This window comes from Chelatococcus sp. HY11 (genome assembly GCF_018398335.1).
Classification (GTDB): Bacteria; Pseudomonadota; Alphaproteobacteria; order Rhizobiales; family Beijerinckiaceae; genus Chelatococcus.
Genome location: NZ_JAHBRX010000001.1, coordinates 2,768,421 through 2,788,204 on the forward strand (window position 1 = coordinate 2,768,421; position 19,784 = coordinate 2,788,204).

The 19,784-nt window shown below is 63.2% G+C and carries 16 protein-coding genes and 1 pseudogene; 9 read left to right on the forward strand and 8 right to left on the reverse strand.

Annotated elements, in window-relative coordinates:
• Window positions 1–225: 225 nt before the first annotated feature.
• Window positions 226–1,548, forward strand: a complete 1,323-nt coding sequence (locus KIO74_RS12670; protein WP_213332325.1) for an MFS transporter — start codon at window positions 226–228, stop codon at window positions 1,546–1,548.
• Window positions 1,549–1,664: 116 nt separating this feature from the next.
• Here KIO74_RS12670 and KIO74_RS12675 read toward each other — a convergent pair whose 3' ends face one another.
• The 4 genes from KIO74_RS12675 to KIO74_RS12690 all read right to left on the reverse strand — a co-directional run bounded on the left by KIO74_RS12675 (window position 1,665) and on the right by KIO74_RS12690 (window position 5,466).
• Window positions 1,665–2,072 (reverse strand): lysozyme inhibitor LprI family protein, encoded by a 408-nt coding sequence (locus KIO74_RS12675; RefSeq protein ID WP_249730966.1) that lies wholly within the window; start codon window positions 2,070–2,072, stop codon window positions 1,665–1,667.
• A gap of 125 nt (window positions 2,073–2,197) precedes the next feature.
• Window positions 2,198–2,671: a Fur family transcriptional regulator Irr gene (gene irr, locus KIO74_RS12680; RefSeq protein ID WP_213335110.1), complete on the reverse strand. Its 474-nt coding sequence runs from the start codon at window positions 2,669–2,671 to the stop codon at window positions 2,198–2,200.
• A gap of 505 nt (window positions 2,672–3,176) precedes the next feature.
• Entirely contained in the window at window positions 3,177–3,761 is a 585-nt protein-coding gene (locus tag KIO74_RS12685) for a phosphatase PAP2 family protein (RefSeq protein ID WP_213332326.1), read from the reverse strand.
• A gap of 259 nt (window positions 3,762–4,020) precedes the next feature.
• Window positions 4,021–5,466 (reverse strand): undecaprenyl-phosphate glucose phosphotransferase, encoded by a 1,446-nt coding sequence (locus KIO74_RS12690; protein WP_213332327.1) that lies wholly within the window; start codon window positions 5,464–5,466, stop codon window positions 4,021–4,023.
• Between the two features lie 409 nt (window positions 5,467–5,875).
• Here KIO74_RS12690 and KIO74_RS12695 point away from each other — a divergent pair, with 409 nt between their 5' ends.
• From KIO74_RS12695 to KIO74_RS12705, 3 genes are all read left to right on the forward strand, one after another.
• Window positions 5,876–7,021 (forward strand): glycosyltransferase, encoded by a 1,146-nt coding sequence (locus KIO74_RS12695; protein ID WP_213332328.1) that lies wholly within the window; start codon window positions 5,876–5,878, stop codon window positions 7,019–7,021.
• A gap of 123 nt (window positions 7,022–7,144) precedes the next feature.
• The gene (locus tag KIO74_RS12700) at window positions 7,145–8,281 is read left to right on the forward strand and encodes a GNAT family N-acetyltransferase (protein WP_213332329.1); all 1,137 of its coding nucleotides are present in this window, start codon (window positions 7,145–7,147) and stop codon (window positions 8,279–8,281) included.
• Complete coding sequence (locus KIO74_RS12705) at window positions 8,278–9,033, forward strand: polysaccharide deacetylase family protein (protein ID WP_213332330.1); 756 nt, start codon at window positions 8,278–8,280, stop codon at window positions 9,031–9,033. Before KIO74_RS12700 ends, KIO74_RS12705 begins: the two co-directional genes overlap by 4 nt.
• Before the next feature lie 65 nt (window positions 9,034–9,098).
• Here the strand turns inward: KIO74_RS12705 and KIO74_RS12710 are convergent, their stop codons facing one another.
• Complete coding sequence (locus tag KIO74_RS12710) at window positions 9,099–9,755, reverse strand: class I SAM-dependent methyltransferase (RefSeq protein ID WP_249730967.1); 657 nt, start codon at window positions 9,753–9,755, stop codon at window positions 9,099–9,101.
• A gap of 246 nt (window positions 9,756–10,001) precedes the next feature.
• Between KIO74_RS12710 and KIO74_RS12715 the strand changes: the two genes are divergently transcribed.
• Window positions 10,002–10,829 carry a WecB/TagA/CpsF family glycosyltransferase gene (locus KIO74_RS12715; protein ID WP_213332331.1) on the forward strand — a complete coding sequence of 276 codons (828 nt, stop codon included), beginning with the start codon at window positions 10,002–10,004 and terminating at the stop codon, window positions 10,827–10,829.
• A 5-nt stretch (window positions 10,830–10,834) separates the two neighbouring features.
• Here the strand turns inward: KIO74_RS12715 and KIO74_RS12720 are convergent, their stop codons facing one another.
• On the reverse strand, window positions 10,835–12,223 hold the full coding sequence (locus KIO74_RS12720) for a lipopolysaccharide biosynthesis protein (protein WP_249730968.1): 1,389 nt from the start codon (window positions 12,221–12,223) through the stop codon (window positions 10,835–10,837).
• Window positions 12,224–12,327: 104 nt separating this feature from the next.
• On the opposite strand from KIO74_RS12720, the gene KIO74_RS12725 reads away from it, so the two are divergent.
• From KIO74_RS12725 to KIO74_RS12740, 4 genes are all read left to right on the forward strand, one after another.
• The gene (locus tag KIO74_RS12725; protein ID WP_213332333.1) at window positions 12,328–13,374 is read left to right on the forward strand and encodes a glycosyltransferase family 4 protein; all 1,047 of its coding nucleotides are present in this window, start codon (window positions 12,328–12,330) and stop codon (window positions 13,372–13,374) included.
• Window positions 13,375–13,427: 53 nt separating this feature from the next.
• Window positions 13,428–14,672 (forward strand): glycoside hydrolase family 5 protein, encoded by a 1,245-nt coding sequence (locus KIO74_RS12730; RefSeq protein WP_213332334.1) that lies wholly within the window; start codon window positions 13,428–13,430, stop codon window positions 14,670–14,672.
• A gap of 272 nt (window positions 14,673–14,944) precedes the next feature.
• On the forward strand, window positions 14,945–17,083 hold the full coding sequence (locus tag KIO74_RS12735; protein ID WP_213332335.1) for a GumC family protein: 2,139 nt from the start codon (window positions 14,945–14,947) through the stop codon (window positions 17,081–17,083).
• Between the two features lie 122 nt (window positions 17,084–17,205).
• Window positions 17,206–18,459: a surface polysaccharide polymerase gene (locus tag KIO74_RS12740; protein WP_213332336.1), complete on the forward strand. Its 1,254-nt coding sequence runs from the start codon at window positions 17,206–17,208 to the stop codon at window positions 18,457–18,459.
• A gap of 88 nt (window positions 18,460–18,547) precedes the next feature.
• On the opposite strand, the pseudogene hisE reads toward KIO74_RS12740, so the two are convergent.
• Both hisE and KIO74_RS12750 read right to left on the reverse strand, forming a co-directional pair.
• Window positions 18,548–18,892, reverse strand: a pseudogene (gene hisE, locus KIO74_RS12745) (phosphoribosyl-ATP diphosphatase); the annotation flags it as partial.
• Between the two features lie 216 nt (window positions 18,893–19,108).
• A complete protein-coding gene (locus KIO74_RS12750; RefSeq protein WP_213332337.1) occupies window positions 19,109–19,657 on the reverse strand; it encodes an RNA pyrophosphohydrolase in 549 nt (182 codons plus the stop codon).
• Between the last annotated feature and the right edge of the window lie 127 nt (window positions 19,658–19,784).

The following is a 19,784-nucleotide window of genomic DNA, read 5'->3' on the forward strand; positions in this document are numbered from 1 at the left end:
TTTGACCAATTCCAACTTCTTGTTGTAGCACACCCATACAAGCGATGGTGTGGATTCGAAAGCTGCTATACGAATGAGAAAAATTCGGTTCATCCGTTAAGTATTTCAGATCTATGACCGAAGCCATAGCGATGGACAGGGCCGCTTCCCCTTTTGAACGGGCAAGGCGCCGACGGTGAGGCGCGGAGCCACGCTCTCCCGGGCACCTGCCTAAGCGAACCCCGTATGGTTGACGATAAAGACATGCACGCTCAGGACAACGACATCGCCCGTCCGCATCAGCAGACCGCACATCGCAGTGCCGATTGGGCCTTCAAATGCTACGTCCTGTTTTCATTCCTTGTGATGTACCTCATCGGAACAGGGCTCATCGTCATCTCCTGGGTGGCGACGGAACATGGAACGGTCGCGCTTGTCGGCCAGCTTTATTTCACCGGGGGCATGGTGAGTATCGCGCTGTCCGTCATCGGCGGCGTGCTCGTCGATCGTCATAGCCGCCGCACGATGATCCTGCGCAGCCAAAGTCTTCGGGTTATCGCGGCCTTCATCCTGCTCGCCGGCCTTCAGGACAAGACCTGGCTGACGTTCTGCCTCTTCAGCTTCACCATTATCAGCGCGGCGGGGCCAGCCTTGAGCGTCGGCGCCATGGGTGGCGCCTTCCAATCCTTCTTCCCGTCCGACAGACGCATGAATGTCGTGCTGCGCCTCTCCATCGTTGGGCAGGTGGGTTTCATTTTCGGCACAGGCACGGCAGGCACCATACTGCACATCTGGGGCGAGACCGCCTGCATGCTCATATTCATTGCGACATCTATCGCGCTTCTATGTCTCGGTGAATACTTTACCCGTGGCATGTCACTTCCTCCGGAGCGAAAGCGGAGGAGCTTCACGGATGACTGGCGCGACGGGCTCAAATACACGTTCGATTCACCGCACATCGGCCTGCCGATCATCGGCGTTTCTCTGCTTTTTTCCGTTGCGCAGATGACCAATACGCTCGTTCCAGGCTTCGTGCGCGAGACACTGCATGCCGGCAGCGATGTCTTCGGCGTTTTGGAGGCGGCTTGGTCGGCCGGCGGCGGCCTTGTTCTGCTGATGTCGGCGAGCTTGCAGCGCCGCGCCTGGAAAAGCGGCATTGAATTCCTGTTGCTCGCCCTTCTCGGCGCGGCGATGATCGGTTTCGCCCTCTCGAAATGGGTGCCTCTCTCCTTCGTGCTTTATGCGGTGATGGGCGGTCTGTTCTGCCTGTCGCGGTCTCTCTGCAACGGCCGGCTGCTGACCTTGACCGATCCGGCGCAGATCGGCCGCACGCAGGCCCTGAGCTCGATGCTCACAAGTACCATCGGCATGACCATGTACATGCTCCCCACCTTCGTGAGGACCGACGACATCGGCCGCTACTACCAGATATGGGGCGTCGCTATCATTGTACTCGGCCTCTGCCTGGCCGCGCTGTCGATACGCCTGTCTTCCCGCGTGCACTCTCGCCCCGGCAGCGTGCGCACGACTCGACAGGGCAGCGCGAGCCCTACCATGCGAGGCCGCTAGAGCGGCGGATGCTCACGTTGGTCCGACGCGCGGAAATATCTTGTTTATTGGGGCCGAACCTGTTCAATAAACTGCTCGGAACTTCAGTTCGATGTACAAGGCTGCTTTGAACGCGGCTACTTCGGCGCCAGGAATTTACCAATCGCGTCGATGTCACGGGTGCGCGCTGCGATGATGCCCGCCTGACACATGGGATACTGGATGGCGCGGCCTTCTGTTCCCCAATCGCCATTCGCATAGAAGCCGCAAGCCTTGTCCTTGAAGGCGATCCAGGCCCGCTGCTCCTCGAGCAGATCTGTCTTGGTCTGACCCTCTGCCTGCGCGAAAACGCGCTTCCAAGCCGCGTTGAGCTTATCGTCCTCGCGCTTCATCCAGTCGCCACCGCAGCTGCTGAACGCCATCGTGGTCGCGTTCGCCTGCTTCATGCAGCGATCATAGGCCTCATCCGCCAATGCCGCTGGAACAGCGAGGCCGAGGCCAAGTTTCAACGCAACCAGAATCACCAGGGACTTGCTCATCGCCATATCGCGTTCCTCTACCGCCAGACGAGCCGGTATAGAATGATTGCCGCGATGGATGAAGCGTCTATACAACGCGCGGCAGAACCCAGCGCATTGCAGATATGTTCCGCCGACTTTGTCGGGTTGTATCAGGCTTCGCCGGCGTGTCGCGGCATCGCCTTACGGTCCTTGCGGCGAACGCGCACGATGAGTTCAACGCCGACGAGTTCCATACCCTCCGGCGCTTCCGGCGGTGGCCCCGCGAGCGCGCTGGCGGAAATCACTCCATGAGGGATATCGACCAAGGTCTGGTCGTCCTCGATGAAATAGTGGTGATGAACCGATACATTCGTGTCGAAATAGCTCTTCGTTCCATCAACGGCCAACTGCCGCAGAAGGCCCGCTTCAGTGAACTGGTGAAGCGTATTGTACACCGTGGCGAGCGACACGGCGGCCTTCGCGCGCGTGGCTTCCGTATAGAGGAGCTCCGCCGTCACATGACGATGCCCTTTGGAAAACAAGAGCCAGCCAAGCATAAGGCGCTGGCGTGTAGGCCGGAGACCAGCAGCACGGAGAATTTCCCGCACGTCATGGAAGCCACAACCAGTTTTCACCGGCGCCATGGGGCCCTCAAGCAGGGCAGCCAACTCGGAATGCACGGGAACGCCGCGCGCGGTGGAAAGGCGTAGATGATCTGACATATCGAATTCCTCGACTACACCTATAAGCGAGTCATTCGCAAATGCAATATGATTCGCACACAAAATCGACTGAAAAAAACAAGTCGAACGCAGCATTATCCAGTTTATAATTATTTTAAATTGAAACAACGGAATATATAATTAGATCTTCCTACGCAATTTGAAGCAGTCCATTCGCCGCGAATCGCTTGGCGGATAGGGATATAGAGGACTTTGCGGGGATCCGGACAACAACAACTCGCTATAGTGAGCTTGTGCGCGGGCCATCGCCCGTTACTTCAATGCCCCGCTCATCTGTCACGACGCATAGGCCGGAGCAACGGGCAGACGTGTCGTTCGCGAAGTCTTCGAAAAAAGTCGTCTGGCAACGTTTTCTGCAAGCGAATCGATACGACCGCCTGTCGTTTAATCCGACACCCGCCATACATCACCGGCATACATCGAGCCATTGCTGGATCTGCTCGGCGAGATCCTGCACATGATGCTCGGGCGTCAGGGAAAACTGGCGCAGCAGATAGGCCAGCGCCGCGAGAACCACGGCAATCAGAACGAAGCTGACGATCGAGAGCCGCTCCTGGCGATATGTGGCCGCGAAAGCCGCGAGACAAAACCCGCCCAGAAGAAAGCCAGCCAGCACCTCCGAACGCGTGTGGTAGCCAAGCCGCACCCGGCTCCACGCGATCAGGAGAATGAGCAAAAACCCGCCAGCGGCGAACAAGGCCTTCGTGAGGAGCGATCTGCCACCCGACAGGCTGATCGCCAGCCCACCGTAGACGATAATGCTGAGCGCCACATGTCCGCTCGGGCTGCGGATGCGATCACCCGTCAGCAGGTCGCCGCAGACGTGAAACGCCAGCTTGGCAAAGCCCGTCAGTCCCATGCCGGCGATGAGGAGGATGCACCACTGAAGCGCCAGGCGACGATGGCCCCCCAACCAGCAGAACAGGGTGATAACGAGGCCGACCGGCAACAGGACGCCCACATCGCCTAGTCCCGTCACCCGGTGCAGCATATCGATCGCAATCCATTCTCTTCAGCTGGCACGCACCCTAAAGCGTGCGCCCTTAAAAGGGGACCTGCTTCGTTGAGAAAGGATCGCAAATTGTCGTCAGGCGAGGGTCGACCGGCTCCGGCGCCAAGGGCCTGGCAACGGTTATATCATTGTCCGCCCACTCTCATCGGAGGGGGCGAACTACCCCCGCTCGTGGAGCAGGAGGCGGGAAACGCGGTCGGTCGGCCGTATTCCGTCACCGCACGACTGCTCGCCGCGATCAGAAGGCGTTCCGGTAGGAATGGGGGTGGAACACCGTCATGGCCATGATCTTGATGTCGAGCCACAGGGTCCAGTTGTCGATGTAGTAGAGATCAAACTCAACCCGCTTTTCCATCTTCGAGTCCGTGTCGGTCTGGCCACGATAGCCGTTCACCTGCGCCCAGCCCGTGATTCCGGGTTTCATATTATGACGCCGGGCGTAGGAGCCGATCTTCGTCTCATATTCCCGATCGTGAGCCAGCGCGTGTGGCCTCGGGCCGACGATCGACATATGGCCTTTGAGGACGTTGATCAGCTGCGGCAGTTCGTCGAGATTCCAGCGACGCAGGAGGCGGCCGATGCGTGTCACCCTCGGATCGTTGCGGGTCGCCTGCTGGACGACATCACCGTCATCCTGGGTGGTCATCGTGCGGAACTTGTAGATGCGGAACTCCTTCTGGTTGAAGCCGAAGCGCCGCTGCACGAACAGCGCCGGCCCCTTGGAGTCCATCCGCACGAGCACCGCCACGAGCAGCATCAGCGGAGACAGCATGATGAGAGCAAGACTTGCGACGACGATGTCGAAGCAACGCTTGAGAATGACTTCGTAAGGCGCCAGCGGCGGACGGGCCAGTTGCAGGCTGGACAGCGGGCCGCGCTGCACCAGGCTCACGTCCTCGAAGCGCTCGAGGATCCGTTCCGGGCTCAGATGGATCTCAGCCGGTATCTTGGAGAAGGCCTTGACGGTCTCGTCGATGGTCACCAGATCCGACCAGGGCAGCGCGATGAAAACCGAGTCGGAGTTCAGGCGCCGCGCGCTTTCAACAGCATAGCGCAGGCTAGCCACCATATCCTTCGCGGCATCTCCACCCTGGCGCGGCCCGATGATGGCGGTGCCGACCACCTTCACGCCGAATTCAGCCGGCCGGTAGCGCTTCAGGAAAGCGGCGATATCGCTTTGGCCCCCAACCACATAGAGGCGCTGGCCGGCGATCAGGCCGCGATTATTGGCTGCGGATACCAGGGTGACCATGACATAGCGGCCGGCGAGCAGCGCAAGCGGGCAAACGGCGTAGAGCAGGAGAAAGGCGCCCCGGGAATAGTTTTCCGAGGTCTTCAGGACGAAAAGGAGCAGAACGACCGACAGAAACGCCAGCGTCCACAGGCGCATCACGCTCGTGAAATGCGAGCGGAACGAAAGATAGCGCGTGTGACCGTAGGCGCCCGAGAGAGCGCCAAAAGCGACGAACAGGACAGCGGTCGCAAGGCCCGCGTTGAGGAAGAGCGCAAGGGGCCCCGCATCGCCGTAGGCGATCCAATGGTAGACGACACCCGTCAACCAGGAGGCGCCGACGATGACGGCGATGTCACCCGCGAACGCGGCGGCCGAGAACACGTTTCGCGAGAGCGTGGTGCCCTCGCTGGGAAAATCAGCCTGCGTCGAAATGGTGTCTGTCTTGGACATAACCGCTGCCCCTAACGAACTCTTTCGGACAGCACCTTGTCTCTTAATGAAACAATTACCGTCCTCTGCCATCTGAATTGCAGATGGCGTGCCAGCGGTCGCCTCTTGCGCATGCGGCGATGATCACCGTTGAATTTATTGACTTTTTCAAAACAGAGCGGCGAGACGGCGCCTCCGCGCGGGATGTTGACCGTTAACGAATCCTAACGCCCCGCTTGCTGCGGCATAATCCGGGACGAGGGAGGCGGGCTTTCGCGCGACAATGGCACAACAATGCGTGTGACCGGCTGGATGCATACGCCCCTCGTCATTCGACCGTTGAAGGCTGCTCCCTCGCAAGCTAAGAGACGAAGGGGGACCGGGGGAGGACGAGGTCGTTGTGCTCCATGTCCGCCCCCCGACGGGAGCAATGGACCAGTCAAAAGCTCAGATATCGATCGGCGTTATCATCGGCGGGTTCGCTGGCGGGGGCGCGCAACGGGACGCTGTGCTTCTGTCGAATGCGCTGGCGCGGCTGGGCGCGAAGGTCACGGTCGTCGTGCTGCGAAGCGAGGGGCCGCTCCAGACGCTCCTCGACGAGAACGTCACGGTCATCGCGCTCGCTCCGCGCCTGCGGCTGTCGATACAGCGGCTCAGGCGCGCCTTCCTCCATGCACGTCTCGATGTCGTCCTGAGTTCCGAAGCGAGCCTCAATATCGCCTGTGTGCTGGCGGTCCGTTCCCTTGCGCGCCGACACCGGCCCGCCCTGATCCTACGTGAGGTCGGCGTTCCCTCGGTCGGCATCAAGCGCGATCCTTATATCCAGAACAGGCTCGCCTACCGGATGGCGCGATTCTACCGTCAGGCCGACCATGTCATCACGCTGACCGAGGGCGCGCGCCAGGATTTGATAGATCTGTTCGGTGTTCCGGAAACCATGATCTCGGTGCTTCACACAAAGCCGATCATCACCCCGGATGTCGCGGCGTCCCTGACCGCCGGCGCAGCGATACCCCGGCGCGACGCAGGCCGCATCGTGACCATGGGCCGCCTTTCCGCGGAGAAGGGCCATCGCGATTTGATTCACGCCATGGCCCTCATGCCGCAAGACATCAACTGGCAACTTTTCATCGTCGGCGAAGGGCGGGAACGCCCACATCTGGAGCGGCTTGCGGCACGTCTCGGCCTCGGCGATCGAATCACTTTTGCCGGCTATGCGCACGATCCGTTCGCCTGGTTCGAACGCGCGGAGCTCGCCGTATCGAGCTCGCTCTACGAGGGTTTCGGCAATTCACTGGTCGAGGCGCTGGCCTGTGGCACGCCTGTGGTCGCGACCGACTGCCCCTACGGTCCCCGTGAGATCCTGGATAACGGCCGCTTCGGACGGCTGGTGCCCCCCCGCGAGCCGCGCGAGCTGGCGGCCGCCATCGCGAAGGAGCTTGGACGGCCGGTCGATCGCGACGCGTTGCGGGAGCGTGGGCTCCAGCACATGACAGATCGTTCCGCAGAGGAGTTTTTGGAAATAGCCCAGCCTATCGCAGAATCGGCCAGACGTAGCAGTCTGATGATGGCGTAGAGTCGGCGCGATGCGAATTTTCAGTCATGCGCCAATCATTCACTTGTCTTATTGAGGATGCCGCGTCCATGAGTTGATTGGCAGTCCCTGCCATTCACACCGAAGAGATGGATTCGCAATCCTTTGCCGCTCGCCCGCCTTCGCCATGCATCCTTCCTGATCGAGATTCACGCTGGCGAGCAGCTTGCGGACATCGGCTGGCCATCGGTCTCCGATGACACCGGCTTTGTTTTCCACGCCTTTCAGGCGCGCGAATTCCTTGAATTGTGGATCGACACCATCGGTGCCGCGCGAGGCTCGCAGGGTTTACTGGTCACCATCAGCGATAGCGAAGGCCCGGTCTGCCGTTTTGCCTTCGCCAGAGAAACGCGCTGGGGGGCCAGGATCCTCCGCTTCATGGACGGGGGTGTCGCTGACTACGGCGCTCCGGTGATCCGTCGTGGCTATTGTTTCGAGGCCGACGCCTTCCGCAGTCTGTGGCGCGCCGTCCTCAGCGCCTTACCGCGCATCGATGCGGTCGATCTTCGCAAGATCGCGCCCACCATCCTCGGAACCCCCAGCCCGCTGATGCATCTGGGCGTCAGCACGAGCGACGATCGCGGATCCTTCATCGCGCCGGGACAGGATCTCGATGTCTATATCGGGGATCCCGCCCGCCTCGGACAAGCGCGGCAGGCCGCCAGCAAGCTCATGAAGCTGCGGCGCCAGAGCACCGTGGCGATCGATTTCGACCCGCCCCGCGCCGCGCTGCCGGCCATTCTCGATTTCACCTTCCGCCACAAGAGCGCGCAATATATCGAGACCATCGGCCTCGATGTCACGGATCTACCCGGCCAGCGGGCGTTCTTCACGGGGCTGGCCGAGCGATCGCGGACAAGGCCTCTACGGACCGTCTCGACCGCATCCGTCGATGGGCAGCTCGCCGCCACGCATCTCGGCTACCGCCGGGGCAATCACCTCTACTACATCCTGCCGAGCCTCGATCGCGCCCGCTTCGGCAAGACGTCCATAGGCTCAGCGCTTTTGCTGGAGGTGTTGCGGCATCTTGCCGGATCCGGCGATGCCGTTGTCGATCTCGGCTGCGGCACCGAGCGCTGGAAACACGCCTGGATCACCGGCTCGTTCCCGTTGTCCACATTACTGAAGCCCCGGACAGCCGTGGGTCTCGTTTATTGCGCCGCGTTCAGGCTCCGCGACCGGCGGCGCAGGGCGGTCCCCGCCGGCCGGACAGATCAGATCGAGGAGGCCGGCAAGCGATGAACCCCGGAGACATCGTGGCGGGCCTTGCCCGCAAGGCCGGCCGCCATCTCAACACGCAACCGCTCTCGATGCGCAACCGGCAGCCGCTGGTCAGCTTCACCTTCGACGACATTCCCGATTCGGCCGCACGACAGGGCGCGGCGGTCCTTGAGGCCCACGGAATCAAGGGCACCTTCTATGTTGCCGCCGGTCTTCTTGGCACCCGAGACGCGTTCTGGAACCTGGCGACAGCCGACGACATCCGCCGCCTCCACACGACCGGGCACGAAATCGGCTGCCATACCCTCGACCATCGCAAGGTCGATGAACTCAGCGCGGCGGAACTCAGCGCTGAGTGCGACGCCAATCACGCCGCCCTGAACGCCATTTGTGGTCCGATCGACCTGCCGAACTTCGCCTATCCCTTCGGGCGGCAGTCTCTGCCCCGGAAGCTCGACCTGCAGCGGCGCTTCGCCAGTTGCCGCAGCGTCTATGAAGGGGTCAATACCGGCAGGATCGACCGCGCGATGCTCCGGGTGACCGAGCTTTACGACCGAACGCTCACCGCTGAAAAACTGGCGCGAACGCTCGATGCCGCCGCGGCGCAAAACGGCTGGATCATCTTCTACACCCATGATGTCACGGATGCCCCGAGCTGGATCGGCGCCTCGCCCGGGCTCATGGCCAATGTCATCAAGGCCGTCACGGACCGTGGCTTTGCCTGTGTGACGGTGAAGGAAGCCCTCGCGCGGATCGGCCTCCGGAAGGCCTGATCCGCGTTTGCAGGTGCAATGGTGGTACCGCCGCCAAGCGCTGAACGCTCGTGGGAAGCCTTTGCTTAACCGCGAACAGCGATCAGGGACTTTGTGAAGCCGTAGAACTTCTCCCGCGCGATGGCGGAGTTCGGGAAGAGCGACTGCATGTCGCGCACATCCAGCAGGCTCGCGTCGCTCAGGATTTCGTAGGCCTGATCACGCGTCTCGGCCTTTGGATAGAAGCCAAGCTTGCGGCGCATCACGGCGGCGATGCGGAGCGGCTCGGGCAGCCAATGGATGGCCGGCGTGCGGAAATGCGGCTCGATCGGGAACCAGAAGTTGGGCGTCTGCACGAAATGGCGCGGCGCCAGGCGCTGGATCTCATCGGCCATGCGGCGCTTGTTGGCAAAGCTCCCGACATGCTCCAGCACCGAGTTGGAGTGGACGATGTCAAAGGCATTGTTGTCGAAGCCCGGCATGCTGCAGGCATCGCCGGCAAGGCTCAGAAAGCGGCTGTCGGGCACCTGCTCCGCGGTGAGGTTGACCAGCGTGATATGGAGAGGCCGATCGCTCCACAGGTCCTCGAGGCCCTTCCAGTAAGAGACGCCACCGCCGACATCGAGAACGCGGCAGCTGCGCTTGGTCTTGAGCACTTCATCGACGAGGCCGAGAAAGCGCTCCAGGCGGCGGCGACGGAACTTGTTCTGGTAAACGGCGGTTTCGGTGGTGGCGAGCGACATAACAGATCCCCTTCAGGGAAGAATGAGAGGGCGGACAGTGTGTTTGCTTGGGACCAACCGCCGCTTCGCTGATACCAAATGCAAAGGCCGCGCCAGTTCGCCTCAGGCACCCCAGGAGACCATGCCAACCGCCTGAAACCCTGATCCTGCTTGGTTTGAAGCCATCTCCCGCCAAAAGCGGCATTTTGGTTCAGCTTTTGCAATCTGAACAGCGAGGCCCGCCAGAAGCGTGTGGAGTGTATTAAAATGGCACAGGTGCAATGCACAAATCCCGGACAGCGGTCATTAACCAGCGCCGACTGTGCCAATGCCATCCGACCGATCTTCGGCATTCCGGTCCAAGCGGCCACAAGCGATGCCATGATCGATGAGCTCGACCGTCGCTGCGATGCCGCACGGGCGGGCGAGCCACTGCAGGTGGCCTTCCTCAACGCGCATAATGCCAATCTGTGCTGGGAAAACGCCGACGTCGCCGCCGCCTTCCGGCGCGGGCTCGTGTTGAACGATGGCATCGGGCTTGAGATCGCCACCCGCGTCCTGCATGGGGAGGCCTTCCCGGACAACCTGAACGGCACTGATTTCGTGCCGCTCTATCTGGAGAAGACGAGCCGGGTCTTCCGCATCTTCCTGCTGGGTGGCGCGGAGGGCGTTGCCGATAAGGTTCTCTCGACCTTTCAGGCGCGTGCGCCGCAGCATCACTATGTCGGAACACGGCACGGCTATTTCACCGACGCGGAGGCTGCTGACGTCGCCCGCGAAATCGCGGCATCGGGCGCTGATCTCGTGCTCGTGGCGCTGGGGAGCCCGCGTCAGGAGCTTTGGATGAGCCGGCATCTGGCCACCACCGGTTGCCGCGCCGGCATATCGGTCGGCGGTCTGTTCGACTTCGCTTCGGGCACGAAGCCGCGCGCGCCGATGCTCGTGCGGCGCCTGCAATGCGAATGGGTCTTCCGCCTTCTTCTGGAGCCGCGCCGCATGGCGCGCCGCTACCTCAAGGGCAATTTCGCCTTTCTGGCGCGGGTCGCCCGGGAGCGGCTGGCGCCGCACAGCATGCCGGTCTGGACGCAGGGATGACCCGGCTACGCTTCTCCTTCTCGCCGCGGACGGGAGAGATGCAGCAGGTTGAAGCGCAGGATGACCGCGCCGCCCGCGGCGGCGAACACCAACGCCTTTGCGGCCATCGCCAGCATGGGGGCGGTAATGAAGTGCTGGATCGCGACATCCGCGATCAACGTTGCCAGGGCCATAAGGCTTATGACGACAAATCCTTTCTTATCAACTGGCATGCGATAGTGCCGGCGACCGACGACAACGAAGAGGACGCAGGCAACGATATGCGCCGACATCAGCGCGATCGCCGCGCCCATGGCGCCCTCCCAGGGCACCAGGAGCGTGGCGAGCAGGGCGGACGTTGCCACGAAGACAAGAGACCCGATGAGTTCGAGATGACTGGCGTTCGAGAAATAGATGACCTGCGCGAAATAGAAGTTGCGCATCGTCATGAAGCCGAAGGCGATCGCGAACAGGGGAATCTGCGTGCGCGTGGGCTCATAGAACGCCTCGCCGACGAGCAGCCGCACCACCACGTCCCCGAAGACGAGGAAGAACACCGCGCCAAAGGTGGCGGTTGCCATGCAGGCATTGAAGGCGTGCCGCAGCACCCGGTCCGCGTCCTCGCGCTCACCGGAATTGGCATGCTGCTTGGCGACCGTGACCAGCGCCATGGCGATCGATTCGCCAACGACCATGAAGGCCTGTCGCAGGAAGTCGGCCACGACGCCATACGGGCCCAGCGCGCCCGCGCCGCCGAAATGGGCGAGCAGCAACCGGTCGACGCTTTGGCCGACAGCCATCACGCCGAAGGATATCAGGAGCGGCCAGCCGTAGATGATCAGCGAACGCATGGCATGGCCGCTTGGCGCGAGCCGCACGTCGCGAATGGCCATGATGCCCGGGATGGCTGCGCCGACATGGGCCAGCGCGACCGCGAAGGCGAGCGACACGGCGCTGCCGGTCATCGTCAGCGCCGCCGCGCCGAAGACAATAACGAGGCCCGCGCGCAACAGCATGAGCACCGCGACCGTGCCGGCCTTCAGACGCGTGCGGCTGATCTCCAGCAGCGCCTCGTAACCCGCCATGCTGACCAGCAGGATGAACACGGCGGTGAGGAATTCGGGCCCTGCGATGCCGGAAACCCACAGGCCGGAGAGCACGACGGCGACGCCGATGAGCGCCGCGCTCAACAAGATGCCGAAGGACGCGATATAATCGCCGGCGGCCTCGCGGCGATACACACCGAAAAACGCGAAGCGCATCCATTGCGTGGAGAAGCCGTAGACGATGCTCGTCCAGGCGAAGATCAGAAGATACTCACCATAGGTCACAGGGCCCGCCATCCGCGAGAAGATGGCAAGGGCGACAAGATTGCCGACCGCCGACAGAACGCGCGCGGCAAGGAAAAGCAGCATGTGACCTTGCTTCGTTGGGTGATACGACCGGACCGGGCGGCCCATTCCGCATCCTATCCAATGTCTCGCGCGCCCTTACAAGCCATCGACGGTCAGGGAATGTGATGAAAGTCCTGCAAATCCTCCACACGGACGAAATCGGCGGCATCCAGACCCTGGCCCACATGATCGAGCAGGGGCTCGTCCAGCACGGGGTGGAAGTCGAAACCGCGATCATGTTCCCGCGTCCGTTCATGCCCGCGAAGGACAAGATCGTAGCGGCGATCGCCATGGCACGCCGCATCATGGCCGGTGGCTGCGACGCGCTCATCGCTTATCAGGCCACAGCGTCGATCCTCGTCGGCACGGCGGGCCGGCTGGGAGGCTATAAAAACCGTATCGTCCATCAGACAGCCATCCCCGGGGAAACAGCGCCCTTCGTGCGCTGGCTGGACCGTTTCGTCGGCACCACCGGCGGCTATACCGCGAATATCGCCAATTCCGTTTTCACCCAGAACGAGTTCGCTCATTACCCGATCCCCTATCGTCGCGATCTCCGGCTGATCGAGCACGGCCTCGATGCGCCGCACCCCACCCTGACGATGGCGGAGGCGCGCCAGCGGTTCAATCTGCCCGCAACCGGCAAGCTGATCCTCAATGTCGGACGCCTCGTCGATCAGAAAAACCAGGACGTCCTCATCAAGGCCCTGCCCGCGCTGCCGGCGGCATCGCTGGTCATCGCCGGGGACGGCCCGAAGCGCGCGCATATCGAGGCGCTGGCCCGCGAGTTCGGCGTTCAGGAGCGATTGATCCTGCTCGGCAATGTCACGCCGGGCGATGTGCCTGACCTGTTCGCGGCAGCCGACGTCTTCGCCTTTCCCTCCGTCTGGGAGACCTTCGGGCTCGCCGCTGTGGAGGCCGCGATGGTCGGGCTGCCGTCTGTGGTCGCCGATCTCGACGTGCTGCGCGAGGTGCTCGCCACCGGCGAAATCGCTCCCATCCGCTTCGCCAATCCCCATGACGTCAAGCGCTGGAAGGATGCCCTCGCGCAGATGCTCCGCAACCCGCCGCCGCCGGCGGTGCGACGGGAAGCCGCCCGCGCCGTGACCGCGAAATATGCGCGCGAGCGCATGGTCGATTCCTACCTCGACCTTCTGCAAGTCGCGCATTGACCATGGCCCTCCGGGACGGAGGCTGGGCGGCGTGGCTCTGTCGCATCGCGTGCATGGGCAGCCTGCTGCTTGTCGCGTCGCAGGCGCTGGCCGGCGCCCCAACGCGCCCGGACCCGGCAACGCCTTCCTTCCGGCGCGGCACCAATGTCACCTGGTTCGCTTTCCCCGCCACGACCACGCAGGGCGCGCGCGCCGGCTACACGGCCTCGCCCTATGCGGTGCCGGACCCGGCCGAACCCGCTCGTCTCCGCGCCCTGGGCTTCGACCACGTCAGGCTTCCGGTGGATTTCGGCCCGCTTCTGGCAGCCGACCGTACCAGCCGCGACCGACTGCTCGGCGACATCCTCCAGAGCGTCCGCAGCTATCAGGCGGCGGGCCTCGGGGTGATTGCCACCCTGATGGCGCCCGGCCTCAACGGGGCATTGCCGGAAGCCTTTCTCGATGGCGTCAACGGCCGGCAGTTCCAGCGCTATCTGGCGCTCGCCACCCGTGTCGCCCGCCGGCTCGACGCGCTTCCGCCCCAGCCGCCCGTGGTGCTTGAACTGCTCAACGAACCGCAGCAGGCATGCCGCGCCCACACCGGAACCGACTGGACGGCGCACCAACAGGCCCTGGTCGCGGATTTGCGCAAAGGCGGCATCAGTCTGCCGCTCCTGCTGACAGGGGGCTGCTGGTCGACGATCAAGGGGCTCGTCATGCTCGATGGGGGCCTTTTCAAGGATCGGCGCAATCTGGTCAGCGCGCATTTCTACGACCCGTTCGTCTTCACCCATCAGGGCTCGACCTGGACACTCCCCTTTCTGGCGGAGGTGCGTGGCGTGCCCTATCCCGCTTCGCGTGGACGTCTCGAGGACACCCTCGCCCGGACGAACGCCGCCTTCGCCGCGTCGTCCCGCTGGCCACCGGCGGAACGCGACAAGCAGCGCCATGCTGCGGAGGAGGCGATCCGCTGGTATTTCACCTCCGCGCCGGGGCGGGCCGCGATCGACGAGGCCTTCGCCTCCCTGAAGGCGTGGCAAGACCGCAACGATGTCGATCCAGCACAGATCGTATTCACGGAATTCGGCGCGATGCGGCCGGCGGGATCCGTCACCAGCGACGATGCCTCGCGGGCACGCTGGCTTCATGACGTTTCGACAGCCCTTGCCGACAACGGCTGGGGCTGGACCCTGTGGCTCCTGAACAGCCCGCCCTTCGGGCTGGAAGGGGCGCCGGGCAACAGCTGCCCCGCGCCTGAACTGGCACAGGCGATCGGCCTGACGCTTCCGACATCCTGCCGGTCTGTGCCAAAGCGATGAGACCTTCCGGGGAATCCAGGACCGGGACAGGAGAGCCGCCCAACAGATGGAAAGGCGCGGAACGCACTACGTCTTTTTAACGCGTTGTTAAATCAGCAATTTTTATAGCCGCGCCTCTCCAGGGCGCTGGTTGCCCGGCCATGGCCTGCCGCTTGCTGAATAGAAGCTGTCGGTGTTCCAGACCCCGCGCGAATGTCTCAAAATGAGACGAAATTCAAGCATCGGGTCAGGAAAGATCAGACGGAAGCTCCTGCGGAGCCTGAGAGGCAACCATGGCTGTTATGAGTTCACGCTTCGAACCCCTGGGCAACCTGCGCGCGATGAACGCGGTCAGCGAGCCCTTCATCGGCGAAGCCACGACCCGTTTCGACCCATGGGCGACGCTGCAGGGCCTGCGCCGCAGGTTGCCGCTCATCGGTGCCATCGCCGCCGCCACCACCGCTCTCGCCATTAGCTATGTCGCCGTGACGCCGTCGAAATACACCGCGACGACGCAGGTGCTGATTGACACGCGCGGCCTGCGCATTCTCGACAATGACATCGCGAACCGGGCGACGACGGGCGACAACGACCTGATCGCCATGGAAAGCCAGCGTCAGGTCATCGAATCCCGCAGCGTGCTGGAAAAGGTGATCGATCGGGCCGGCCTCGAGAACGATCCGCTGTTCGGCGCGCGCCCCGCCGGCCTGCGCAGCCAGGTCATGTCGATCTTCGGCTCGGGTGAGCGCGAGGATCGCTTCTCCAAGGCCCTCAAGGCGTTGCAGAAGAGCCTGACCGTGCGCCGTGGCGATCGCTCCTTCGTCATCGACATCGGCGTCGTGACGGAAGATCCGCAGACATCCCAGCACGTCGCCAACGCTGTCGCCGAAGTCTATATCGGCGAGGAGCAGCGCGCCCGCGCTGACGCCGTTGGCCGGGCCAACACGGCGCTTGCCGCCCGCCTCTCGGAACTCCGCGAGCGCGTCACCGTCGCGGAAGGCAAGGTCGAGGCCTACAAGAAGGATCACCGCATCATCGGGATCGATGGCGGCCGGGCTGACGAGCAGGATTTGCGCGGCCTCAACGCGCAATTGCTGGCGGCCCGGGCTCAGGTGGCGGAACTGCAGTCGCGCGTCGACCAGATCAAGTCCATCCAGAGCAACCGCGCCATCGACGCGCTCGTCCTCCCGGAGACCCTGCAGGCCAGCAGCATCACCGCTCTCAAGGAGCAGTATGCGGCCCTCATGCGCCAGCAGGCCGAGATCGGCCAGTCGCTCCTGCCGCAGCATCCGCAGATGAAGGCGATCGCCGCCCAGGCCGAGCAGATCCGCCAACTGATGCGCGCCGAGATCGGCCGTGTGGCGACAGCCACCTCCGCCAACCTCGATCGCGCCAAGGCGACTGTCGCCGACCTCGAGAAGCGCTCCGCCGCGCTCAAGGACAACGTGCTGTCCACCAACGAGACGAGCGTGCAGCTTCGCGAGCTGGAGCGTGAGGCGGATTCGTCACGCACGGTCTATGCCTCCTATCTGCAGCGCAGCAAGGAGCTCGGCGAGCAGCAGGGAGTCGACACCAGCAACACGCGGATCATCAGCGACGCGGTCCTCCCGCGGGAACGCAGCGGCGCTTCGCCGATCCTGATCATCGCCGCCGGCTTGCTGCTCGGCGCGGGGCTCGGCACGACCCTCGCCTGGGGCCTCGACCAGGTTGACGACCGCCTGCGTGACGCCAACCAGGCGGCTGCCGCCAGCGGCCTGCCGGTTCTCGCAAGCGTCCCCGGCGCATGGCGCCGCGCGTCCGGCAGCCAGTTCAACTTCCCGGCCCCCGCCCGCGGTGGGCGCAGCACCCTGAAGACGATCGAGCGGCTCACCGTGACGAAGCCTTTCCTGCTCGGCCAGCTCGCCTTCTCGCTGGAAAGCATGCTGCCCCCCTCCGACGCGCGCACCGTCGTGATCGTCTCTCCCGATGCCAACGACCTGCGGGCCAAGATCGTGGTCGACCTGGCCGTCACCTTCACTCAGGACGGCGAGCGTACCTTGCTCGTGGACGGCGACTCCCGGGGTCGCCAGCTCTCCCAGCGCGTCCTGGCCACCGAGGTGGCGAACGGCGAGAACGTCATCACCCCGCTCCCGGCCGGCGCCAGCCTGCGTATCCTACCCATGGGCGCCACGGCCACCGGCCAGATGGCCCGTTCGCAGCGCACGATGCTCGACGACATCAGCGCCGCCGGCACTGATGCCCCGAGCCTCACCTTGATCGATGCCGCCCGGCCGCAGGACGACCTCACCGTGCAGCGCTTCATCGCCTCGGCGGATATGGTGCTCGTTCTGGTTGACCAGGGCGCCACCCGTCAGCGCGCCTTGAACGAGACGCTGGCTTCCATCCGCGCCCTGCGCCCACGCGCGGTCGGCATGGTGTTCGTTGAGGCATAACCCTTGCCATGGCGCGCCCCAGCGGGGGCGCCGGCTGTCTCATATGTCGATTCAGCTGGCCCCTGCGACGGCTTCACGCTATGAGCGTTGCACAGACACCAAACAGTTATCAGACCTTGGCCATGGCTCCAGCGCAGAGCGACTTTCGCCAGTCCCTCGTGCTCCCCATTCTGCTGGCGGCGCTCGCCTTCAATTTTGCCCTGTGCTTCGTGAACACGAACGTCATGGGCGTGAGCGCCAGCATGGTCATGCTGGTCGAAGTCATGCTGGTCGGCTGCACCTTTCTGCTGATCGCCGACCGCTCCCCCGCGCTCTATTTCGTGCTTCTCGGGATTTTCTCCTATGTCGGGGCGCTGATGCTGTTTCGCGGCGTCATCGACCCGAAGATCCTGCGCGACCTGATGATACCGGTCGTCTTCTTCATCCTCGGCCTCAAGCGAGGCAACCTTGCGCTGGGCGACCGCGCGGTGACGTGGTCGATCCTGATCGTGCTCGGCGCCGCCTTGTTCGAATGGATGTTCCTCGACACCTTCCTCAAATATTTCGACGTCATCGGCTACTACGTGTCGCGCGGTTCGGTCGATGCCGCAGCGACAACGGGTGAGGCCGGCCTTTTCGTCTCCGGCACACGTTTCGAGGGACGGACGCTCCTGCCTTTTCTCGGGGAGCACCGGGTGTCCTCGGTGTTCCTCGAGCCGGTTTCCGTTGGCAATTTCGGGGCCGTCGCCTTCGCCTGGGTGCTGAGCCGCGACATCCGGCGGCCTCAGGCCTTCATTTCCAAGACGCTCGCCATCATGACGATCCTCGTGCTCGGCGACGCACGCTTCGGCATGTACCTGTGCGGGATCACGCTGGGGCTCTACCTCGTCGCGCCCCTAGTGCGCCCCGGCATGGTTTTCGTCGCGCCCTTCCTCGCCATCATCGCCCTCATCACCTATGCCTCGGTGAAGGGCAACATTGCCTGGGACAACACGATCTTCGGCCGTTTCCTGCTCGCCGGGCAGCTCATCAACACGCTTGGCCTCGGCGAAGCCATGGGGCTTGTCTACACAAGCACCGATTTCAACGACTCAGGCTATGCCTACGCTCTCTCGCAGCTCGGCGTTCTGGGCTTTGCCGGTGTTTGGGCGCTCTTCGTGTTCGTTCGCGTGCCGGAAGGCCAGCCACGACGCTTCATGCTGTTCGTCGCCTTCTACATCATCCTGCTGCTGTGCATCAGCGTGTCCTTCGCAACCATCAAGACCGCAGCCCTGTTGTGGTTTCTCGCAGGCATCTGCGCGCGCAGCCCCGAGGCCATGGCATGGGATATCGAGGCCAGGCGTTACACTGACAGCCTGAAAAGAACGATACGGCTCAGCCCCGCGGCCGCCACGTGATGCCTTCGGGCCGACGAGGAAGCCGGCGATGAACGACGGAGCCGGCGGCCGACGAAGTTGGCTCCCGCCGCGATCAGGCGCGGTTGCCAGACTTGAGCAATTTTTCAGCGATGCCGTAGAGCTTTTCGCGACGCTCCATTTCCTGCCAGACCTCGTCCGGGACGATGCCGGTTTCCGCCCAGAGGACGGTGAGATGATAAAGCAGATCCGCGCTCTCGCGGATGACTTGGATACGGTCGCCCTGGACGGCGTCCAGCCCCACTTCCGCCGCCTCCTCGACCAGCTTCTTCGCCATTTTGGCGACGCCCTCCTGGGCAAGCTTGACCGTGCGTGGGGCGCCCTGTCCATGACGCTTGATCGCGAGGACCGCTTCATAGAGGCGCTCTATGCAGTCGTTCCCCGCCGCCAGCTCCGCTTCGTTCCTATGCTTCATCGTGTTCTTGTCCGCGATGTCGCTATCGCGTTCCCCTCGTGACAAAACTGCCATGTCAGCTTCGATACTACCTCGCCGCGTTGAATCAATATCGAATCAGAAATCACGCTTTATAGTTGATATAAGAAACAAAAATACAACCATAGCGCATTGTTATTGACGGTTCGATGACGGGTGGGACGTGTTGCCCAGGCAATGTAGGTGTTCGTCGTCCGACTACCCGGCAAGATGCCGGAATGCCGCGACCACCTGCTCGTAGACCGGCCGCTTGAAGGGCACGACGAGCTGCGGCAAATGTGCCATCGGCTCCCAACGCCAATCTTCGAATTCGGGCTTGTGGGCACCGCCGCCGGGCGTGCGAATATCGATCTCGCTCTCATCGCCTGTAAAGGCGAGCGCGAACCACTTCTGCGTCTGGCCGCGATAACGCCCCTTCCAAGCCTTGCCGATCAGCTCCGACGGCAGGTCATAATCGAACCACTCCGACGCTTCAGCCAGAAGGCGCGACGAACGAACATTCGTCTCCTCGTAGAGTTCACGATAGGCCGCCGTCAGCGGGTCCTCGCCGTCATCGATCCCGCCCTGCGGCATCTGCCACGCGAAAGTGGCGGCAACGCCTTCCGGATCATTCCCGGACGCGCGCCGCCCGACAAAGACCTCACCGCGGGCATTCAGCAGCATCACCCCGACACAGGGGCGATAGGGCAAGGCGGCCTTCTCGGTGGGGCTCAGACCGGCCCCTGCTTTGGCATTCTTGTCCGCCATGAAGCTCTCCCTCGGACGCTCGCCGACAGGAAGGAGATCGTGCCGGCCGTTGCGAAAACGCACACGGCCCCCGCGCGGTTGCGCGGGGGCCGTACTGAACAGTAACTGACGCAGTCTTACAGGGCGG

Coding starts and splice junctions, on each gene's coding strand:
- KIO74_RS12670 (WP_213332325.1), top strand. CDS start 226: ATGGTTGACGATAAAGACATGCACGCTCAGGACAACGACATCGCCCGT.
- KIO74_RS12675 (WP_249730966.1), bottom strand. CDS start 2,072: ATGGCGATGAGCAAGTCCCTGGTGATTCTGGTTGCGTTGAAACTTGGC.
- irr (WP_213335110.1), bottom strand. CDS start 2,671: ATGGCGCCGGTGAAAACTGGTTGTGGCTTCCATGACGTGCGGGAAATT.
- KIO74_RS12685 (WP_213332326.1), bottom strand. CDS start 3,761: ATGCTGCACCGGGTGACGGGACTAGGCGATGTGGGCGTCCTGTTGCCG.
- KIO74_RS12690 (WP_213332327.1), bottom strand. CDS start 5,466: ATGTCCAAGACAGACACCATTTCGACGCAGGCTGATTTTCCCAGCGAG.
- KIO74_RS12695 (WP_213332328.1), top strand. CDS start 5,876: ATGGACCAGTCAAAAGCTCAGATATCGATCGGCGTTATCATCGGCGGG.
- KIO74_RS12705 (WP_213332330.1), top strand. CDS start 8,278: ATGAACCCCGGAGACATCGTGGCGGGCCTTGCCCGCAAGGCCGGCCGC.
- KIO74_RS12710 (WP_249730967.1), bottom strand. CDS start 9,755: ATGTCGCTCGCCACCACCGAAACCGCCGTTTACCAGAACAAGTTCCGT.
- KIO74_RS12715 (WP_213332331.1), top strand. CDS start 10,002: ATGGCACAGGTGCAATGCACAAATCCCGGACAGCGGTCATTAACCAGC.
- KIO74_RS12720 (WP_249730968.1), bottom strand. CDS start 12,223: ATGCTGCTTTTCCTTGCCGCGCGCGTTCTGTCGGCGGTCGGCAATCTT.
- KIO74_RS12725 (WP_213332333.1), top strand. CDS start 12,328: ATGAAAGTCCTGCAAATCCTCCACACGGACGAAATCGGCGGCATCCAG.
- KIO74_RS12730 (WP_213332334.1), top strand. CDS start 13,428: ATGGGCAGCCTGCTGCTTGTCGCGTCGCAGGCGCTGGCCGGCGCCCCA.
- KIO74_RS12735 (WP_213332335.1), top strand. CDS start 14,945: ATGGCTGTTATGAGTTCACGCTTCGAACCCCTGGGCAACCTGCGCGCG.
- KIO74_RS12740 (WP_213332336.1), top strand. CDS start 17,206: ATGGCTCCAGCGCAGAGCGACTTTCGCCAGTCCCTCGTGCTCCCCATT.
- KIO74_RS12750 (WP_213332337.1), bottom strand. CDS start 19,657: ATGGCGGACAAGAATGCCAAAGCAGGGGCCGGTCTGAGCCCCACCGAG.